The organism is Oscillatoria salina IIICB1, assembly GCF_020144665.1.
Taxonomy (GTDB): Bacteria; Cyanobacteriota; Cyanobacteriia; order Cyanobacteriales; family SIO1D9; genus IIICB1.
Window position 1 is genome coordinate 1 of the sequence record NZ_JAAHBQ010000061.1, and the last position, 14,766, is coordinate 14,766.

The window sequence follows — 14,766 nt, forward strand, 5'->3', positions numbered from 1 at the left end:
GTTATAGTTTAGCTCGCGCGATCGTTCCCGTGGGAGAAACATCTCAACCCCATTCACTGACAACTTCCGAAGTTTATTATATCCTCACAGGAAAAGGGGAAATGCACATCGACGGCGAAACGGAATTTGTCGAACCTGGGGATGCAATTTATATTCCCCCAAATGCAAAGCAGTTTATTCACAATTGTGGAGACGAACCGCTTATCTTTATTTGTATTGTCGATCCAGCTTGGCGCCAAGAAGACGAAACTGTCTATGAATGATAAATTAACTACAACAAAAATCGGAAAAAAAAGGATTATATTTGTAGAAGTAAAATAACCTTACCCCGAAAGGTCAGTAAAACCATCACTCTCTGGCAGCCTTTTTTGCTTAATTATTAATGCTGCTTATTAATGCGTTTATAATTTCTTTTCTTTTTCTCGGAAGTACCGAAGTGCTTCTCTACAACTCAAAGTTTTCTTCAGTCAGCTTTGTCAACTCAAGCAAAGCTATACTGCCATTGGAATTTCCCAGCCAGCTTTTTGAACCGACATTTTACGAACCTTCTTGTCAAGAGTTACCTCTCGGCTTTGGCATTCCCGGTTTTCCTCCTGGCGTAGAAAAAAGTCAAGTCGAACAAATGTTTGGCGTTCCCGCAAAAGTTCTTTCCGGGTATTGGCCCAACACGATCGCGGTAATCTATTATTTAGTACCCGATCGCGTCAGTCTCGGTTTTCTCTTCGACAAGGATACCCAAGTTTTGCGGCAAACAGAAGCATCTTTTGCTACTTCTGTCCAGTTGAAGACGGTCTTAAAAACGTTAGATAATATGTTGGGTTGTAACCTCAATAAGGAGATCGAGGCAGGATTGCAACAAGTTTGGCTGCGTCAGGAAAATAGCTACTCGTTTACCCTCAACAAATTAGAAGGAACAATCGAACGAGACGATAGCGATCGCATTTACATCGGCATTTGGCAGGAGGATCTCCATTAATTAGCTTTCTCCGTAAATTAATTTAAGCGATCGCCAGATTCAATCTCAAACCAATGAATTTTTTTACTCGGTAAAGCTAGTTTAATTTGTTCTCCGCCCCAATCGCAATCCGCAGGTAAAATCGCCCGTATTGTCTTATCAGTTGAACCATCAACTCGCACGCTTAATAACTTCTCCTTCCCAAAATCTTCCACTAAAAATATTTCCCCTGCAATTATCTGTTCGTCTTCTGCTTCGGCAATACGCACATCTTCGGGACGAATACCTAAAACCACTTGTGAAGGAGAAGGAGAAAAATTAGGCAGAGGAATTCGATAATCGCCTAAAATAGCGCAATCTTTTTGACAATTAAGCGTAAGTAAATTCATTTGCGGACTACCCACAAAACCCGCCACAAATTGATTAGCTGGATAAGTATAAATCTGACTAGGCGAATCAAGTTGTTGCAGCAAACCATCATACAAAACCGCTATTTTACTCGATAAAGTCATCGCCTCAGTTTGGTCGTGAGTAACATAAACTACTGGCTTTTTTTGTGAGTTAAATAACTGTTTTAATTCAGCCCGTACTTGTTCCCGCAACAAAGCATCTAAATTACTTAAAGGTTCGTCGAGTAAAAATACATCTGGTTCCCTGACTAAAGCCCGCGCGAGGGCAACTCTTTGGCGTTGTCCCCCTGACAATTGGCGTGGTTTCCGATTTAATAAAGGAGATAATCCTAAAGTATTAGCCACATTACTAACTCGCAGTTTAATCTCTTCTTTCGGTATTTTACGCAACCTCAGCGACGTAGAAATATTTTCTGCTACCGTCATGTGAGGATAAAGCGCGTAACTTTGGAAAACCATTGCAATGTTGCGATCGCCAGGTGCTACGCTATTAACATTAGTTCCACCAATAACTACATTTCCCTGAGTTGGTTGTTCTAAACCAGCAATCAAACGTAGCAATGTTGACTTCCCGCATCCCGAAGGACCAAGTAAGGTGAGAAACTCCCCCTTTTCCACATTAATACTAATATCTTTAACCGGAATAACATTCGGTGCAAATTGCTTGCGTAAGTTTTGTAATTCAAGTTTTGCCATAATTTTAAAATTGAGATAGTAGTTGTTAGGTAAAATCTTTTTTAACCTTTAACTGCCCCAGCCGTGATACCTTGAACAATACGACGCTGAAAGAAAAGCACTAGCAATACTAAAGGTAATGTACCAATAACTGTTGCCGCCGCGATCGGTCCATAAGGAATTTCAAACACCGATGAACCACCAATTTGTGCAACTGCAACAGGAATAGTTTTCATGCTATCGCGAGTAATAAAAGTGAGGGCAAAAATAAACTCATTCCAGGCAAAAATAAAGGTAAGAATTCCTGTGGTAATCATTGCGGGAACCGTCATTGGGAGAACAATTTTTAGCAACATTTGAATCGTGTTATAACCATCTACTTTTGCTGAATCTTCTAAATCTTTTGGTAACTGTTGAAAAAAGCTGCGTAACACTAAAATTGTTAAAGGTAAGTTGATTGCTGTGTAAGGAACAATTAAAGCTAAATAATTATTCCCCCAGCCAAGAAATTTAACGACTTCTAGTAAGCCTAGGAAAAGCAGAACGTAAGGAAACAAAGTGACAATTAAGACAATAGTTAAAATAATTTTTTCGCCAGGAATGTTTAAACGAGCTAAACTATAAGCAGCAGGCGCACCAACAGCTAAACAAAGTAAAGTTGAAGTAAAAGAAACAAATGCACTATTGAAAACATAGCGACTGAAACCCCAACCCAAACTGGTATAATGGGACAAAGTTAATTGATTTGGATTTGGGAAATAAACGTTGGGAACAGCAGCGATCGCGTCGTTAATTTTAAAGGAAGTAAGTAATTGCCAAAGTACGGGCGCAAGGCAAAATATTAGGATAAGTGTAATGCCGATCCAAAGAAGTATTTTTTGATAGTTGACAGCAGTGCTTTTTTGTGTATTAGTTAGTTGATTGTTCATAGTTATTTTGGTAGTTAGTTATTGGAGATTTCAGTTATCAGTTATCAGTAGAGATTGGAGACAAGGAGGAATTGGAGGAGGGGGGAGACAAGGGAGACAAGGGAGAGGGGGAGGACTTGGAGGAATTGGGAGATAAACTGTTTACTGATAACTGTTTACTGGTAACTGGTAACTGGTAACTGATAACTGTTCACTGATAACTGTTCACTGATAACTGTTCACTGATAACTGGTCACTGTTCACTGATAACTGGTCACTGCTAACTGTCTCCTGTGACATTAAGGCGAAATTTGGAAAGGAAGAAAGCAGCGATCGCCACTGCTAAAATTAATAAGCAAAACGTTACAACTACCAAAGCTGCACCATAACCGAAGTCAAGATAGCGTCTCACGGTAGCATAAATATAAATTGAAACCGTTTCCGTTGCACCCGCCGGACCTCCTCCCGTCATCACTTGTACTAAGTCAAAAATGCCGAATGATTGAGCAAAACGGAACAACAAAGCAATAATTATTTGGGGAGTTAATAGCGGTAAAGTAATTTGTAAAAAACTCTGAACAGGTGTTGCCCCATCAATCGAATGAGCTTCGTACAAATCGCCAGAAATTGACTGTAAACCTGCTAAAAGGAGAATAGCAATAAACGGCGTTGTTTTCCAGACATCAGCAATAATTAAAGCTAACATAGCTCGTGCGGGATCGCCTAACCAAGTAATACCAGTATCAATCAATCCCCAACCGCGTAAAATATCATTAACAACCCCAAATTGGTCATTAAAAATCCACGCCCAAGCTAGCCCCATTACCGCCGTTGGTAATGCCCAAGGAATTAACGCCGCAGTGCGTACTAAACCCCTCCCGCGAAAAGACTTATCTAGCACTAATGCGATCGCCATTCCTAAGATTAACTCTAGCACGATTGAGCAAACTGTAAATACGCTTGTATTCCACATAGTTTGCCAAAAACGACCATCTCCCAACAAGCGTAAATAATTCGCCAATCCCGAAAATTCCGATTGCAATTCTGTACCTAAATTTTGGGTAAAGAAACTCAACCAAAAAGCCCGGACAATGGGATAAGCAAAAACGAGTGCTAAGATTAATAAAGCAGGAAATATTAGCAACCAACCGATTTTTTTTTCTCTAGCTCTAATTAGATCTTGTTTCATTATTTATTAATAAATTATTGGTAACTCCGGGTATGCGATCGATGCTGAAAAAATCTATCTTGCTAGTAATCGGCGAGTTTCCGAAGCTGCTGCTTCCATTGCTGAGGAGGCATCCATTCTATCCGTCAAAGCCCCACTGAGATAGCGTTGTAGGATATCGGAGACTTGGGCGTATTGTGCGATCGGGGGACGCAAGATTGACTTTTGTGCTATTTCTAATAATTCGGGATAATACTCATATTTTGCCACTAATACTGGGTCAGTAAATAATGATTTTCTGGAGGGAACAAAGCCAGTAATTAACAATAATTTTCGTTGCGTATCAACTTGATTGAAATATTCAATTACTGACCAAGCTGCATCGGGATGAGGCGAAGTTTTAGCAATACCTAAACCCCATCCACCCAAACAAGCGCCGCTATTTTCGCCAGGAAGGTGAGGCATAGCTTTAATCGCAAATTTACCCCCAATTTCTGAATCTTCAGCTAAGGGAACAACATAGGGCCAATTACGCAAGAAAATAGCGTTACCATTTTGAAAGAAACGACGGGTTTCTTCTTCAGCATAGGTAGTTACTCCTGGAGGTGAAATTCCCGACGCGATCGCGCTGCGCAAAAACTCCACTGCTTCGATTGCTTCTGGCCGATCTAATCCCACTTCTAAAGTTTCTGGGTTTACCCAATAGCCACCGAAACCTTCAAGAATTTCGACAAACATCGCCGATAAACCTTCATATTGCTTACCTTGCCAAACATAACCCCAATCAACATTTGTTTCTTGTTGTAATGCTTGGGAAATTTCGACTAAATCGGTGAAAGTTTCTGGTGGTTGATATCCGCCTTGATTTAACAAATCCTGGCGATAATAAAGCATTCCCACATCGGATCGCAACGGCATTCGATACAATTTTCCTTGATAGCGCCCGCCGTTGACATCACCGGGAAAATATTCTGCTAAGGTTGCTTGACTAACTCGATCGTCGAGACTCTCTAACCAACCAGCAGCAGCAAATTTTTGCACCCAAACAATATCCATATAAACGAGATCGTAGGGTGAATCTCCTAACAAAAAAGCCGAACTATATAAATCTTCGATAATGTTACTATCGTTAGGGGCTTTAACCAGTTCGAGGTTGATATTTTCATGCTGGCTATTAAACTCTTCAACAAGGGGTTCCCACTGAGTTGCTTCCAAGGCTTGAATTAAGATTTTTACTGTTACTACTTGTTGAGTTAGTCCAGGCAAAATTAAGAATTGCACTGCTAAAAAAGAAGTAACCACTAACAGCAAAAAACGAGTTAGTTTGATTTTTTGCAGCTTTCGTTTTAGTTTCTCTAGCTGCCAAGCGATAAACATTTTTCGAGTTGTATTTTTAGACTTTATTTGTAACTTGCTTAACTATTTTAGTTTAGTAGTAACTTAATTTCGTCATCGATCCATAAATACAACCGTGCATTTTAAACAAATGCAAAATAAGTTAAGTTTGCTTAACAATTACTGGGGCAATCGATCGGGTAACGGAATTCTTTTGCTAATTTGCCATTTTGTGGTATCTATCACACAATTTGCTTATTTACTTCTATCTTGAGGAGGTAGTTTATTGACTAGTTTTTGATTATAAACCCTTTAACGGAAAAAAAATGTATTAACTTATACAATGCCGACAAAATATAAACAAACAGTAACAGCGAAAAAAAGCTTAGATTTAGTTCCAGAAATTATCCGCTTGCTAGAAGCAGGTGAAGTAATTATCTTGCCAACGGATAATACTTATGCGTTTGTTGCTCATGCTTTCAACCCAGAAGCGGTGACAAAACTTAGGTCATTAAAAGAATGGGATATGCCATCACCTTTAGGGATTTTTAGTACGAAAGAAAAAGCTGAGGAAGTAGCAGTAGTTACGCCAGCTTCCAAACGAATGATGGCAGAATTTCCTTATCCAGTTACGATGATTATGCGTAAGCAAAAGCATATTATTGACGAGTTAACAGGTGGTTTTAATAACTTGTTAATTCTCTGTCCCGATCGATTTATTTACGATTTAGTAGAGGCTGTACCTTTTCCAATGGCTTGCGCGTCAGCGAGTGTGTCTTCAGAAATTATCAAAGTAACTACATTTGAAGTAGCAGCTAGTGTTTATGATGGCAAGGTTCCTTTGATTGTCGATGGTGGTAGAAGTAAGTATGGTAGGAGTGGAACGTTGGTAGATTTTACTGTTGAAGTGCCAACAATTCTGAAGTATGGACCAATTTCAGTGGACGATCTTCGACCAATTCTGCCAGAAATTATTCTTCCTTCTCACTTAATGAAATAAATTTTGGTGGTATTTTGCCAAGTAAAGAACTTAATTGGGTTTAAAGTTTTTCTGCTGTGAAATGCAACTCCTAGAGGTAGAAAAAAAGTAGCAGCAGAAAATCAAATTTATATCTAAAGAAAGATATATAGTAGCTATCTCCCTCAAGAAGGAGAAACAGAATCTATTTAAGTTGTTCAATGGCAAATGAAGTCAACGAGGAAAACTCTTTTATGAGTACAGTAGAAGAAGGAATTTTACAAGCAAAAGATAATATTGGCTTAAATGAAGCTGTTCCTGGTAAACAGGAAATGGAAAAGCCAATGTCTAGTCCTCAAACAATTATTGAGCGTCTGGAGTGGGGCGAGCCAGGGTTTACAATTATTGATGTGCGCGATCGCGAAACTTTCAACGAAGCTCACATTCAGGGTGCGTTACCAATGCCAATAGCTGAATTGGTAGAACGCGCACAAGCAAGTATTCAGCCAACTCGCCAAATCTACGTTTACGGCGAATCTGACGAGCAAAGTTCTCAAGCAGCCGCCCAGTTGCGCGAAGCTGGATTTACTGAAGTTGCTGGAATCCAAGGTGGATTAGCAACTTGGAGAAATGTTAGCGGTCGTGTAGACGGTCGCTCCGAACAAGGAGAAAAAGTTGTCAGCAAAGGAGCTTATAATGTCTTTGATCGCCTCAAAGAACATGGCGAGAAGAAAAGCAAACACCATAATCCGGTTCTATAAGCTTGGAAAGTTTAATTTCTAATTATCCCCCAAGGGCAGCCTTAACTAGGGCTGCCCTTTTTTGTTGGTATTTACTTGCTGAAGAAGGATATAATTAAGCAGCGATTATCGCGGAATCTAGGTGAAACAAAAATGCAGATTAATCAATGTCTTCATGGAGCAGTTTTGGTTTCAGATTTAGAGAAAGCAGAGCAATTCTACACGCAGATTTTAGGATTGTCGAAAATTGAGCGATCGCTAAAATATCCTGGTGCTTGGTATCAAGTTGGTAATTTCCAAATTCACCTCATCGTTCACCCTGACTACCAACGCGAGTTAACAAATACTCAAAAATGGGGTCGTAATCCTCATTTTGCTTTTGCTGTGGACAACCTCGACGAAGCTAAACAGCGTCTCGAAACTAACGGATATCCCTTTCAAATGAGTGCTTCCGGTCGTGCGGCTTTGTTTACTCAAGACCCCGATCGTAATATCATCGAAATTGCCGAAATGCGGGGGGACTAGGGACTGGGGACTAGGGATTGGGGACTAGGGACTGGGGACTGGGGACTGGGGACTGGTGATTGGGGACTGGTGATTGGGGACTGGGGACTGGGGACTGGGTTCAGTGAACAGTTATCAGTTATCAGTTTATCCTCCCCCTCTCCCTTATTCCCAATCCCCAATCCCTAATCCCTAATCCCTAATCCCCAATCCCACTTTAACTATGAAAATTATTGCTTATCTCTACAGCGATCCGTTGCTGGAATCTGCATCTGACCCCACAGTTTGGGGTGTAGATGTAGATCGAGTTTATCAAGATTTGGGTAAGCGAATTTCTTTACAACGACTGCTAGCAGATTGTCAAGCTGAACCGCCAGTTTATTTGTTAATTCGACGTTTGGACGAACTCGGAGACTCGACTGCACAAATCAACGAAACTGTCGCTGAAATTGAAGCCCTCGGAGTTAATATTATCGCCACTGAACAACCTTATATTTCCTCTCAATTCAGCGATTCTGCCTCTGTTAGGGCAAATCTACGCAAATTACTAGCGGAAATTCAGGATAATCAACGCAGTCGTCATCTGCGTCAAGGACACGCCCGCAATCGCCTTGCAGCGTTACCTCCTCCTGGTAAGGCTCCCTACGGCTATCGACGTGGGAAAGATCGTTATATTGTTGACAAAAGTACCGCCCCTGTGGTAAAAGATTTTTTCGATCGCTTTTTACTTTATGGCTCATTACGGGGAGCGGTACGCTATCTAGAGAAAAAATACGCCAAAAAAATCTCTGTGTCTACAGGGCGGCGTTGGTTGAGTAATCCCGTGTATCGAGGTGATTTAGCTTATAAAAATGGCGAAGTAATTTCTGATACCCATATCGGAATTATTACCAGGGAAGAAGCAGCACAAATCGATCGCTTGTTACGCCGTAATCGACGCTTACCACCAAAAACAGCCTCCGCCCCGCGCAGTTTAGCTGGTTTAGTGGTTTGTACTGAGTGTCAGTCACCGATGACGGTAACAAAAGTTACCAGACGCGACAAAAAACAAGAATATGTATATTTGCGTCCGATCGCCTGTCCTTTACAGCCTAAATGTAAAGCCATTCCTTATCAACAAGTTTTGGATAGCACAATTGAGCGTATTTGTCAAGATTTACCGAGAGCAGTCAGCGTGAGGAATATGCCCGACATGGAAGGAATTAAAAGCGCGCTTTTAGCCGAAATCGCCGAGAAACAAGCCATTTTAACTCAATTACCCGACTTAGAAAAACAGGGAATTCTCGACACAGAAACCAGTCAACTACGCAAATATAAACTACGCACCGAGATTGCCGAAAGGCGATCGCAAATTGCCCAACTTCCCCCCGTCAATCTTCAGGCGATCGCCCAAGCCGTATCTATACCTCAATTTTGGTTAGATTTATCCGAAGCAGAAAGGCGATTTTACTTCCGAGAATTCATTCAACAAATCGAATTAATTCGCCCCAAAAATAGCGATTGGCAACTACAATTAAAATTTATTTTCTAAGAAAATCTAGAATCTAGAATCACTGGAAAAATCAAAACTGAATGAAATATCTAGATACAACTTCTTTTTCATTTAATCTTACAAGGATACTATCTCTGGATACAACTTGATATCAATTTACTGGTTCATATCTCCAACCCCAAATTAGATGACGTTTTGAAACTGGAAACCCAGAACTATTATTAACAGTAGTAATACTCAATCGATTCCCCTCACCGTCATCAAATACAAACAAACAAAAACCCAAACCAGTTCCAGAACAAGCTTCTACTTCACGCCATCCTTCTAAGCGCATTATATCATTCCTGACCGAATCAAACTCATTTCCAGGTGGGAAAGTAAGAGGTTGCCATCCCAGATCGATCAATTCACTTCTTAAATCTCGATAAGGCTCACTTTTATTAATGTTAGGTAACGGCAAAGATTTAGCTTGCTGTACTGAAAAAACTGAGGCAAAGACAGTTAAAACATAGATAAATAGCTTTCTCATCTTAGACTAATTCCTCTAGTTGATTTTACGCTTAAACTTACACCTAAATGCCAGGATAATCCAAATTTTTTCTCTCGTCAGTAATCATCACAATTTAGCTATTTTATTTTTTGTAGAGAGGAATACTTTCTAGAAGCTCCGCCGAGAAAGTCAACCAGGTAAAAAGGCAGAGTCTAGAAAGTAAGAAACAAGCTAAATTATGAATTTATCCCCGTAACTTTCTCCAAAATAAACTTTATCTAAAGCGAAACGTCCGCCATATTCTTTAAAAGGTTCTTTCGCAAAACCCAAAGCTAACAAACAGCAAACATCCACATCTTCAGGAATATTAAAAGCTGCTTTCACTTGTGTAGCAACAAATCCTTCCATCGGACAACTATCAACACCAAAACTTTTTGCCGCAATCATAATATGAGCAACCGCAATCATTGTATGGCGATTTGTCCAAGCTTCTTGAGAACCAAAACTAGGCATATTTTCAAAGAAGGAAGGAATCGAATTACGCATATAATCAGCGTATTTATCATTAATTGCTTCCAGATCGGTTCCTAATTCAATTACAGCCTCAATATTTTCTTGAGAAGCAGCCTTTCTGTCACCACAACAAATTAAAATTACAGGTGCTTGTCCTACCTGTTGTTGATCGAAAGCACAAGCCTTAAGTTTATCTTTATTTTCTTGTTCCCTAACCACAATAAAGCGCCAAGGTTGTAAATTAAAGCCCGAAGGAGCGCGAACGCCTAAAGTTAAAATTTCTTCTAACAAAGCATCTGGAATCGCATTACTATGAAAAGCTCTCGCAGCGCGACGCTGTTTAATCGCATCTTGTAACCCCATCGAGGGACGAATTTCTACGGGCATTTTTTACTCCTTATTCATTATTTGTGAAACTATCTAGCCAATAAGTTTTAAGTTTCTTTCAGCCAAAAAATTGCTTGTCTCGGTTTAATCTACCCTAGCTGAAATTAGGGACATCGGGATATTCATCCCAGGATTGATTTTTTCAGCTTCTCTAGGCTTAACTGAGAGTAACTAATCTTTGGATAAGATCGTTAACCTAAGCCAAGTTCGCGTTTGAGTAGATTGATTGATTTACTACCGATATAATTTTCGCTACAAATAACCTCTGGGGGACGGATAAGATCTTCTTTAGCAGTTTGAATTCCTTGTTTAACGATCGCATAACTCGCTTGGTCGCAGATAATCGTTTGAGCAGACCTGACCAAAGCATTAAGTTTGTACATATCGCTAACTTGGGCTGTCATGACAAGTAAATCATCGCCGCGCAAGCTGTGAACGAGGATTTCTGCTACTTTCAAAATGCCATCACTCAAACTCACAATACCGAGGATACTGTTTTTTGGTAAGTCTTTAACAATTGCTAATTCTTTACCATAGTCATAGATATCTACCGGAATCACTCGAACTGACTTCGGTGCAGCGAGAGCTTCTGCTTGACCGATAAAATAACGACTGGTAACAACTGTACCCGAATGAGTTTGGTCAAGAATTTTACTCAATTCTTCCATTGGTACCAATTGCACCGGAATACCAAGGGATTTCTCTAATTCTTGCACCATTAGCTCGCCAGCACCTAAATCTCTCGTAGGAACAGTTACTAATACTCGCGCACTACAACGCAAGCGCCAATCAATTTCTGAGAGAAATAACTCTCTTGCTTGAGTGAGAGTGCATCCTCTAGCTAAAAGGTCATCAAGACTTTTTTGTACCAGTCTTTGGGCTTCAGGGTAAGCATTTTGTAGTTGAGAACTAACTTGTGTTCCACCTTCGTGACCTTGTGCCTTAACATATATACCCGATCCTGCTTGAGACTCAACCAATCCAGTTTCTTCGAGTAGTCGGTAAACTTTGCTAATTGTATTGCGGTGTAAGCCAGTAATCATCGCCAATTGACGGGTACTCGGTAAGCGATGACCGGGAGGATATTGCCGCGAGGCGATCGCAAACTGAATTTGGTCGAATAACTGCTTTGAGGCGGGAATTTCGCTGTCTGGTTGAATGTTAAACTGTACCATCTTACCAGCGTTGATGGAGGAGTCTATATCCATAATTGTCAGAGTTTTGCTGCCGATAGCGACATTTTAACAGGGAGGGAGGGGACTGGGGATTGGGGACTGGTGATTGGTGATTGGGGACTGGTGATTGGGGACTGGTGATTGGGGACTGGGGACTGGGGACTGGTGATTGGGGACTGGGGACTGGGGACTGGTGATTGGGGACTGGGGACTGGGGACTGGGGACTGGGGACTGGTGATTGGGGACTGGTGATTGGGGACTGGTGATTGGTGATTGGGGACTGGTGATTGGGGACTGGTGATTGGGGACTGGGGACTGGGTTCAGTGAACAGTTATCAGTTATCAGTTATCAGTTTATACTCCTTGTCTCCCTAATCCCTAATCCCTAATCCCTAATCCCCAATCCCCCAATCTCCTAAAATCGAAAAGAAGCGAACGAATGATGGCAAGATGGAAATTAAGACAGATTGGGTTAAGGTTCAAAGTGGCGATACCGAGATTGACGCATATTTGGCGATTCCGTCAGGAGAAGGTAAGTTTCCTGGTGTGGTGGTGATTCAAGAAATTTTCGGGGTTAACGAACATATTCGCGATGTAACTAATAGGTTAGCCAAAGAAGGATATATGGCGATCGCTCCAGCAATTTATCATCGTTTTGCACCTGGTTTTGAAGTTGGTTATACTGCCGAGGATTTGAAAATCGGTAAAGAATATAAGGCAATGACGAAAGCTGCGGAATTACTTAGCGATGTCGAAGGTGCGATCGCTTATCTGAAAACTTTGCCTCAGTTCAAGCAAAATAAGGTTGGTAGCATTGGTTTTTGCTTTGGGGGTCATGTTACCTATCTCGCTGCTACTTTACCAGCTATTCAAGCGACAGCTTCATTTTACGGTGCTGGAATTGCGACCATGACACCTGGTGGTGGTGAACCTACTATTACTCGCACGAAAGATATTACTGGAAAAATTTACACCTTTTTCGGTAACGAAGATGCTAGCATCCCAAAAGAACAGGTAGACCAAATCGAAGCAGAATTAGAGAAACACGACATTCCGCACCAAGTATTTCGTTATGAAAACGCAGATCACGGCTTTTTCTGCGATCGCCGCAGCAGCTACAATGAAACCGCAGCAGCAGATGCGTGGCAGCAAGTGCTAGATTTATTTAATCGAGAACTTAAATCGTAGGTGACGCTTTTCCTTAGCCAGCCTACAGTAGTAAATGAGAGCATGGAAAATAGCATAATTTAACCTTGCTCTCAGTGTTCCCAAGTGGCGAAAAACCCATCATTTTTTCCAATAACCAATCTCATGACTTCAAACTCAACTCATCCTCAAGAACCGACAGCATCCTTTTCTTTAGAAGATTTTGACAAAGCTTTAGGAAATTACGATTATAATTTTCAGAAAGGACAGGTAGTACGGGGTAAAGTATCTGCCTATGGTTCTGAAGGAGCTTATGTAGATATCGGTGGTAAGTCTCCGGGTTTTGTTCCTCTCAGAGAAGCAGCTTTAGAACAGGTGACTCATACCAATTTAGCTGAAGTATTACCGGAAAATGAAGAAATAGAATTTCTAATTATTCGCGAACAAAATGCTGACGGTCAAGTGTTGCTTTCTTGTCGTCAATTGGCAATTAAGCAAGCTTGGGAAGAGTTAGCAGAAATGCAAACCGAAGGAAAATCAGTGCAGATGCGCGTTACCGGAACAAACCGAGGTGGTGTTACCGGAGAAGTAAATGGAATCCGAGGATTTATTCCGCGATCGCATCTCATTGAACAGGATAATCTTGATTCTCTGGTCGGTCAACCCCTGACTGCGACTTTCTTGGAAGTCAACCAAGAAAATAATAAACTGGTTTTGTCGCAACGGGAAGCTGCGCGTGCAGCCGCGATCGGTAAACTAGAGAAAGGCGCATTGATGGAGGGTAAAGTAGTTAACATCAAGCCTTATGGTGCATTTATCGATCTTAATGGTGTTACTGGTTTATTGCACGTTAAAGAAGTCAGTAGCAAGCGTTTAGACTCTTTGGATATGTTGTTCGAGATCGGTCAAACTATTCAAGTTATGATTGTCGAAATCGACGAATGGAATAATCGTATTTCGCTCTCAACTAAGATTTTAGAAGAGCATCCCGGCGAAATGTTAGATAACATGAATTTAGTCATGTCTACGGCTGAGGAACGCGCTGAGAAAGCTAGGGAAAAGTTAGCTGAGTCATAGTTTATTTTGTAGAGGCGTTGCGTGCAACGTCTCTAGGTTATCTTTTACTTAAAACAAGTCGCAATTTAATTTTAAAATTAAAATAAAGCTACTACTTTTAACTATTGTTGAGGATATTAAGCAGTCTGGTGAAACTGAGATTGAAATTAGTTTTTCTGGTTTGGAAATTAGTCTATTTAATAACTTACTCAGCGAAGCTTGTAATGGAATCAAAATAATTGATTTTGAAGAGAAAATAGGAATTAATAAACAGGAAGCAAAAAAGCTTTTAGATTTAGTTCATTAAGGAATACAGGAAATGAACCATCTCTTGAAAGCTAGAAGAATTTCGTATTTTCCCTCTGATTTATCATCTTACCAAGAAATAGGAGTAAAATATTATAGTCTTGTAGCGGATGGATATCAGCTTGTTTTTGGTCTAACTTCACTTCCCATGATGAGCGAAAATCAACTCGTTTTTAAGGTAAAATTAATAATTAGATCGCGTTCTAATAATTTTGAATTATTGAATAATTTCACTCTAAAACAATTGTGGAATTTGGTTAATCAAATAGAAAAGCATTTTGATTTTTCAGAAACGGAAGTAAATCAAGATTCAGAAAAGTCTACTCTGATTTTGGAGAATGGTACTCTACAAATCGAAATTCAATCAAAAACTACAATTGTTAGCAAAACAAAATATATTATTCATAATTTGCTCGTGACTGTAGTTAATTCTCAGACAGAGTTTATGAAACCTTTTCTGGGTGTAAAAGGAACTATTACATTTAATGAAGTTTCTCGTTTTGCTTTTTCGATGCGAGAGGTATTAACTGCATTTGAAATCTAAACG

16 protein-coding genes are annotated in these 14,766 nt (G+C 40.3%); 9 read left to right on the plus strand and 7 right to left on the minus strand.

Annotated features, from left to right (window positions below; translation table 11 throughout):
* Both G3T18_RS17765 and G3T18_RS17770 read left to right on the plus strand, forming a co-directional pair.
* Positions 1–263: cupin domain-containing protein (locus tag G3T18_RS17765; RefSeq protein ID WP_224411920.1), on the plus strand; the 263-nt coding region annotated here is incomplete at its 5' end.
* Between the two features lie 119 nt (positions 264–382).
* On the plus strand, positions 383–976 hold the full coding sequence (locus G3T18_RS17770) for a hypothetical protein (protein ID WP_224411921.1): 594 nt from the start codon (positions 383–385) through the stop codon (positions 974–976).
* A gap of 17 nt (positions 977–993) precedes the next feature.
* On the opposite strand, the gene G3T18_RS17775 is transcribed toward G3T18_RS17770, so the two are convergent.
* The 4 genes from G3T18_RS17775 to G3T18_RS17790 form a co-directional block, all read right to left on the minus strand.
* The gene (locus G3T18_RS17775) at positions 994–2,061 is read right to left on the minus strand and encodes an ABC transporter ATP-binding protein (protein WP_224411922.1); all 1,068 of its coding nucleotides are present in this window, start codon (positions 2,059–2,061) and stop codon (positions 994–996) included.
* A gap of 41 nt (positions 2,062–2,102) precedes the next feature.
* Positions 2,103–2,969, minus strand: a complete 867-nt coding sequence (locus tag G3T18_RS17780; protein ID WP_263480485.1) for a carbohydrate ABC transporter permease — start codon at positions 2,967–2,969, stop codon at positions 2,103–2,105.
* Positions 2,970–3,228: 259 nt separating this feature from the next.
* Positions 3,229–4,137: a carbohydrate ABC transporter permease gene (locus G3T18_RS17785; protein WP_224411923.1), complete on the minus strand. Its 909-nt coding sequence runs from the start codon at positions 4,135–4,137 to the stop codon at positions 3,229–3,231.
* A 54-nt stretch (positions 4,138–4,191) separates the two neighbouring features.
* Positions 4,192–5,493, minus strand: a complete 1,302-nt coding sequence (locus tag G3T18_RS17790) for an ABC transporter substrate-binding protein (protein ID WP_224411924.1) — start codon at positions 5,491–5,493, stop codon at positions 4,192–4,194.
* A 301-nt stretch (positions 5,494–5,794) separates the two neighbouring features.
* On the opposite strand from G3T18_RS17790, the gene G3T18_RS17795 reads away from it, so the two are divergent.
* The 4 genes from G3T18_RS17795 (at position 5,795) to G3T18_RS17810 (ending at position 9,184) form a co-directional block, all read left to right on the plus strand.
* The gene (locus G3T18_RS17795; protein WP_224411925.1) at positions 5,795–6,451 is read left to right on the plus strand and encodes an L-threonylcarbamoyladenylate synthase; all 657 of its coding nucleotides are present in this window, start codon (positions 5,795–5,797) and stop codon (positions 6,449–6,451) included.
* A gap of 212 nt (positions 6,452–6,663) precedes the next feature.
* Positions 6,664–7,170 carry a rhodanese-like domain-containing protein gene (locus tag G3T18_RS17800; protein WP_224411926.1) on the plus strand — a complete coding sequence of 169 codons (507 nt, stop codon included), beginning with the start codon at positions 6,664–6,666 and terminating at the stop codon, positions 7,168–7,170.
* Positions 7,171–7,302: 132 nt separating this feature from the next.
* Positions 7,303–7,674, plus strand: coding sequence for a VOC family protein (locus tag G3T18_RS17805; protein WP_224411927.1), 372 nt, complete (start codon positions 7,303–7,305; stop codon positions 7,672–7,674).
* 202 nt (positions 7,675–7,876) lie between these two features.
* Positions 7,877–9,184 (plus strand): recombinase family protein, encoded by a 1,308-nt coding sequence (locus G3T18_RS17810; protein ID WP_224411928.1) that lies wholly within the window; start codon positions 7,877–7,879, stop codon positions 9,182–9,184.
* Between the two features lie 112 nt (positions 9,185–9,296).
* Here the strand turns inward: G3T18_RS17810 and G3T18_RS17815 are convergent, their stop codons facing one another.
* The 3 genes from G3T18_RS17815 to G3T18_RS17825 form a co-directional block, all read right to left on the minus strand.
* Positions 9,297–9,674 carry a hypothetical protein gene (locus G3T18_RS17815; protein WP_224411929.1) on the minus strand — a complete coding sequence of 126 codons (378 nt, stop codon included), beginning with the start codon at positions 9,672–9,674 and terminating at the stop codon, positions 9,297–9,299.
* A 192-nt stretch (positions 9,675–9,866) separates the two neighbouring features.
* Complete coding sequence (locus G3T18_RS17820; protein WP_224411930.1) at positions 9,867–10,535, minus strand: nitroreductase family protein; 669 nt, start codon at positions 10,533–10,535, stop codon at positions 9,867–9,869.
* Positions 10,536–10,726: 191 nt separating this feature from the next.
* A complete protein-coding gene (locus G3T18_RS17825; RefSeq protein WP_224411954.1) occupies positions 10,727–11,710 on the minus strand; it encodes a GntR family transcriptional regulator in 984 nt (327 codons plus the stop codon).
* Positions 11,711–12,161: 451 nt separating this feature from the next.
* On the opposite strand from G3T18_RS17825, the gene G3T18_RS17830 reads away from it, so the two are divergent.
* The 3 genes from G3T18_RS17830 (at position 12,162) to G3T18_RS17840 (ending at position 14,763) form a co-directional block, all read left to right on the plus strand.
* The gene (locus G3T18_RS17830; protein ID WP_224411931.1) at positions 12,162–12,899 is read left to right on the plus strand and encodes a dienelactone hydrolase family protein; all 738 of its coding nucleotides are present in this window, start codon (positions 12,162–12,164) and stop codon (positions 12,897–12,899) included.
* A 123-nt stretch (positions 12,900–13,022) separates the two neighbouring features.
* Entirely contained in the window at positions 13,023–13,934 is a 912-nt protein-coding gene (locus G3T18_RS17835) for a S1 RNA-binding domain-containing protein (RefSeq protein ID WP_224411932.1), read from the plus strand.
* A gap of 298 nt (positions 13,935–14,232) precedes the next feature.
* Positions 14,233–14,763, plus strand: coding sequence for a hypothetical protein (locus G3T18_RS17840; RefSeq protein WP_224411933.1), 531 nt, complete (start codon positions 14,233–14,235; stop codon positions 14,761–14,763).
* Positions 14,764–14,766: the final 3 nt, after the last annotated feature.

Excerpts from the sequence above, each read along its gene's own strand:
- G3T18_RS17770 (WP_224411921.1), top strand. The coding sequence starts at position 383 with ATGCTGCTTATTAATGCGTTTATAATTTCTTTTCTTTTTCTCGGAAGT.
- G3T18_RS17775 (WP_224411922.1), bottom strand. The coding sequence starts at position 2,061 with ATGGCAAAACTTGAATTACAAAACTTACGCAAGCAATTTGCACCGAAT.
- G3T18_RS17780 (WP_263480485.1), bottom strand. The coding sequence starts at position 2,969 with ATGAACAATCAACTAACTAATACACAAAAAAGCACTGCTGTCAACTAT.
- G3T18_RS17785 (WP_224411923.1), bottom strand. The coding sequence starts at position 4,137 with ATGAAACAAGATCTAATTAGAGCTAGAGAAAAAAAAATCGGTTGGTTG.
- G3T18_RS17790 (WP_224411924.1), bottom strand. The coding sequence starts at position 5,493 with ATGTTTATCGCTTGGCAGCTAGAGAAACTAAAACGAAAGCTGCAAAAA.
- G3T18_RS17795 (WP_224411925.1), top strand. The coding sequence starts at position 5,795 with ATGCCGACAAAATATAAACAAACAGTAACAGCGAAAAAAAGCTTAGAT.
- G3T18_RS17800 (WP_224411926.1), top strand. The coding sequence starts at position 6,664 with ATGAGTACAGTAGAAGAAGGAATTTTACAAGCAAAAGATAATATTGGC.
- G3T18_RS17805 (WP_224411927.1), top strand. The coding sequence starts at position 7,303 with ATGCAGATTAATCAATGTCTTCATGGAGCAGTTTTGGTTTCAGATTTA.
- G3T18_RS17810 (WP_224411928.1), top strand. The coding sequence starts at position 7,877 with ATGAAAATTATTGCTTATCTCTACAGCGATCCGTTGCTGGAATCTGCA.
- G3T18_RS17815 (WP_224411929.1), bottom strand. The coding sequence starts at position 9,674 with ATGAGAAAGCTATTTATCTATGTTTTAACTGTCTTTGCCTCAGTTTTT.
- G3T18_RS17820 (WP_224411930.1), bottom strand. The coding sequence starts at position 10,535 with ATGCCCGTAGAAATTCGTCCCTCGATGGGGTTACAAGATGCGATTAAA.
- G3T18_RS17825 (WP_224411954.1), bottom strand. The coding sequence starts at position 11,710 with ATGGTACAGTTTAACATTCAACCAGACAGCGAAATTCCCGCCTCAAAG.
- G3T18_RS17830 (WP_224411931.1), top strand. The coding sequence starts at position 12,162 with ATGGAAATTAAGACAGATTGGGTTAAGGTTCAAAGTGGCGATACCGAG.
- G3T18_RS17835 (WP_224411932.1), top strand. The coding sequence starts at position 13,023 with ATGACTTCAAACTCAACTCATCCTCAAGAACCGACAGCATCCTTTTCT.
- G3T18_RS17840 (WP_224411933.1), top strand. The coding sequence starts at position 14,233 with ATGAACCATCTCTTGAAAGCTAGAAGAATTTCGTATTTTCCCTCTGAT.